Below are 3,255 nucleotides of genomic sequence, written 5' to 3'. Positions count from 1 at the left end.
CGGCCGGATCCCGACCTGCGCCTCCAACCCGCTCAACTTAAACTGGTCTTGCCGGAACAGCCCCCCAAGGATTGGCCTTCACTCCCAGCAGGCAGTCTGTAGTGCCGCCTTTTTTCGATCTGCACCCTCACTCGCACGCCCCGAATCTCTGGGGGAAGTAGATCCGTGCGTCCACAACATCCGTATGCCCCTCGACGATCAGGTCCGCCGCGATTCGGCCCACGGCCGGACTGCTCTCGATGCCGGCGCCACCCTGTCCGGCAAGCCAGAGGAACCCTTTTACCATCGGATCTTCTCCGATCACCATGATCTGGTCGGGCGCAAGGGTCCTGAGACCGGCCCATTTATGGACAATGGATCGAGGGGAAAATCTGGGCGAGTTGCTTGAGACGCTCCATCGTCAGGGCGACACCCAGTTCATCCGGCCGCACGGCTGAGGTGGGAAGGGACCGTGGAATTGCAACATGGCTCATCCATGCACAACGAATTCGTTCCCAGCAATCTTTGCCTATGGGGTGAGAGAGGCCTTTTTGATCTCCGCCAAGTCTTTTGCCATTTGGTCCAGTTCAATGACGCCGAGTGTCGGCTTTCTTCTGCCGACAAAAGAACTCCGGTCCACCAATCCCTGTTCGCCACAATCGACCTTTTGGAAGAATATCTGGCAAATAGTTGTCCCAGGTTTGATGGTGATAGGTATCTCGCCAATATTTGACAACTCAAGCGCCAAACACCCGGTGAAACCGGGATGCACCCCTGTTGCCGTAGCGATGATCAAGCCGTGTCGCCCCCAAGAAGAGCGTCCTATCACGTAGGCAGCACGGTTTGCTGGCAAGCGGAACCATTCCATTGTGATGCCGAGCACAAATGCTTTCGGATGGAGAACAAATCCCTCGCCAAATGGCACGTAATAGGTCTTGGTTAGTTTGGCTTCAGTAGGAGCCTCTGCATTATGCTCATAGACATCAAAGAGTCCTGTGCGACTCGGCCGGCATGCCAGAAACCAACGACCGAGGCGAACGTCAAGCGAAGCTGCCCCCGATGATCGCAAGGCATTGATATCCGGACGCGGAGTAATAATCAACGGATCATCTCTATTCTCAGGATTCTCCAATTCTCGCGCGAGTTGGTCGGCCTTAACTATCATGAGTGCTCCCTCGAATGTTGAGCTTTCTCCAAACGCCAAGAAACCTCTGAAACCTCCATGCTCTTGTAGACAAGGTCTTTCAAGACTCGCCCCCAATCATTGGGTTTGATTTGGCGGATACCAACCCAAAGGTCCTTGTCAAGGTAGCATTTCCACCCTGCACAGGTGATGTCAACAAGGGCCTCTGAATCAGCAGTGGGTACGAGCAGCCTTTTAAATCCATCGGCAATACGGTCAACGCGTTCAGCAGATCTTCCTGGGCACGCCTTGTCATCTGCCTCCTTCTGCGCCGTCTCAAGAAGATCCGATGCGCATTGTGATGTAACGGTATCGGCAACTGACACAAGAAATGCAGTCGTGGGGTTTGTCGGCTCATTTTCGGGCATGAAATCGTCAGTGAAGCCAGGAGGGATTGTCACGTCTAAGAGGTTAGCGGCCTCTGTCAAATTTGATACCCGTCGCTTAATGTTTGGGTATCCTACTGAGCGCTCTCCGCCTGTTCCTGGAGCGATGAGATAGGCAAATGCATACAAAAAAGACTCAGCAAAAAGACGAACACCCAAGAAGTCACAAAACATTTCTTCGGCCTGGAGTAAGGACCACTTCAAAGCCGGTTGCCAGGTCAACTCCCCAAGCCAGTTCCCATCGAGATCGTCTTTCTTATGTTGGGGAAAAAGGTCTTGGTATTCATTCCACCTATTGTTCGTAATTTCTTTTAAAATGCTTTGACGTATTCGGCTGTTGAAGTCGCCCGCAAGCCTATTCCTCTCCCACACGGAATGGCCGAGCTCATGTCCGGCCAATGGAATCACAAGTGGGTTGGAAGATTCAGTCGCTGGCAATCCGATCAAGACAAAACCAGGTAAGTCGGTTATTGACCGATAAACGAACGGCGAGAACTCCCATTCGGATGAGACGATCAGTTTGGTTTGAGCGCCCATAAGGGATTCGGCTAAATGGAGGAGCGGACCATAAGCCTCAAAACCGTTGCGCACATTGGTCGAGCGAAGGACGAATCCAAGGATTGGAACATAGACAAGGAGCTGCTCAAGCGAGGCAATGCACTCTGTCTGTAATACAGGAATTGGAACATTCGGCCCGATTTTGTTTAGGACTGACGCCCTTTTTGCGAAGCGGCCCTGCAAGATATCTATAGCGTCTTTGGGATGCTGGCTCGGAAACTCAGACTGCATCAAGCGGCCGATTTCTTCAAGAGCCGCAGCAATCCGCGCTCGGGTATAGTCCACTATTGCCATCTCTATCTCCGAAACGGATGAGATGGCTGCAAGTCGCGGATCGATTGCCGGTATGCAATTGCCGCTCGTGAAAGTGCAACGCAAAAGTTCATCGCTTCCTTCAATTTGTCGGGCACTTGCTGGATATTGTCGCTGGAAAGGAAATCAGCAATGTTTTCGGCAGCAGCAATTAAGTCATCCACCTTCTGCGATGACAGATTGATGCCAGTAAATTCCGCCGCAGCTCCCCCGAGAATGATTAGAGCGGCGGGGTCCATTAGTGAGCGCGATGGGGCACCAGAGGGACCTTTCTTGATTGAGTTCTTGAGTGTATTCGCCAATTGCTTGATTGCAGCCATGTCATCAGAGTCGCCCGAAATCAAATTAGCAAGATCAACGGCAACTTCCGACGCCAAGAAGGGAAGTTCGGGATCAAGCGCACGGATTTCACTGCTGAAGCTTGATGATGCCATTGTAGAAGCCTCCTTTTTGTCATATAAAAACATCACGATTCTTAGCTAATGGTTAAATAATAGAGCTCTAACTTAAGCACAGGCAAGATAGATAGGTTGGTTACAATATTCCACATATGCATTGAGCTATCTATGTTGGTTAACGCTCATTGCCATGGAAACTCGTTTTTCGGTCACCAATGCTCTCTTGCTCAAAAAGAGACAGACCTCACCTTTTCACCAAGAGGACCTATTTGAAACGGTTTTGTAAATCAAGTGGTTGATAGGACAGATTTTTTGCTGGAAGCAAGTATAGGCGAACCGATTTTGGGTGTCAAGAAGAATTCGGCCAGACAATATTCTGGCTCTAATAGGCTCCCTGAAATGGGGGCACCGGTCTCTTGAAAAGGGCATTCGACCTCCA

General features: G+C 50.9%; 3 protein-coding genes and 1 pseudogene. All 4 read right to left on the bottom strand.

The annotated features are described in order from the left end of the window. Positions 1-127 precede the first annotated feature (127 nt). Positions 128-361: pseudogene (locus tag M0R47_RS21990) on the bottom strand (FAD-dependent oxidoreductase); the annotation flags it as partial. A 147-nt stretch (positions 362-508) separates the two neighbouring features. Continuing rightward, positions 509-1,144, bottom strand: coding sequence for a dCTP deaminase (gene dcd / locus M0R47_RS21440; RefSeq protein ID WP_292558394.1), 636 nt, complete (start codon positions 1,142-1,144; stop codon positions 509-511). Then, positions 1,141-2,400: a hypothetical protein gene (locus tag M0R47_RS21435; protein ID WP_292558393.1), complete on the bottom strand. Its 1,260-nt coding sequence runs from the start codon at positions 2,398-2,400 to the stop codon at positions 1,141-1,143. Before M0R47_RS21435 ends, dcd begins: the two co-directional genes overlap by 4 nt. Positions 2,401-2,402: 2 nt before the next feature. Further along, positions 2,403-2,852 carry a hypothetical protein gene (locus M0R47_RS21430; RefSeq protein ID WP_292558392.1) on the bottom strand — a complete coding sequence of 150 codons (450 nt, stop codon included), beginning with the start codon at positions 2,850-2,852 and terminating at the stop codon, positions 2,403-2,405. Positions 2,853-3,255: the final 403 nt, after the last annotated feature.

Source organism: Methylobacter sp. (genome assembly GCF_023227905.1).
GTDB lineage: Bacteria > Pseudomonadota > Gammaproteobacteria > Methylococcales > Methylomonadaceae > Methylobacter_A.
Note: the sequence above shows the minus strand (reverse complement) of the source record. Positions and strands in the feature narration are given on the sequence as shown.

Bases quoted from the DNA above. Each gene is read 5' to 3' on its own strand.
- M0R47_RS21435 (WP_292558393.1), bottom strand. From the start codon at position 2,400: ATGGCAATAGTGGACTATACCCGAGCGCGGATTGCTGCGGCTCTTGAA.
- dcd (WP_292558394.1), bottom strand. From the start codon at position 1,144: ATGATAGTTAAGGCCGACCAACTCGCGCGAGAATTGGAGAATCCTGAG.
- M0R47_RS21430 (WP_292558392.1), bottom strand. From the start codon at position 2,852: ATGGCATCATCAAGCTTCAGCAGTGAAATCCGTGCGCTTGATCCCGAA.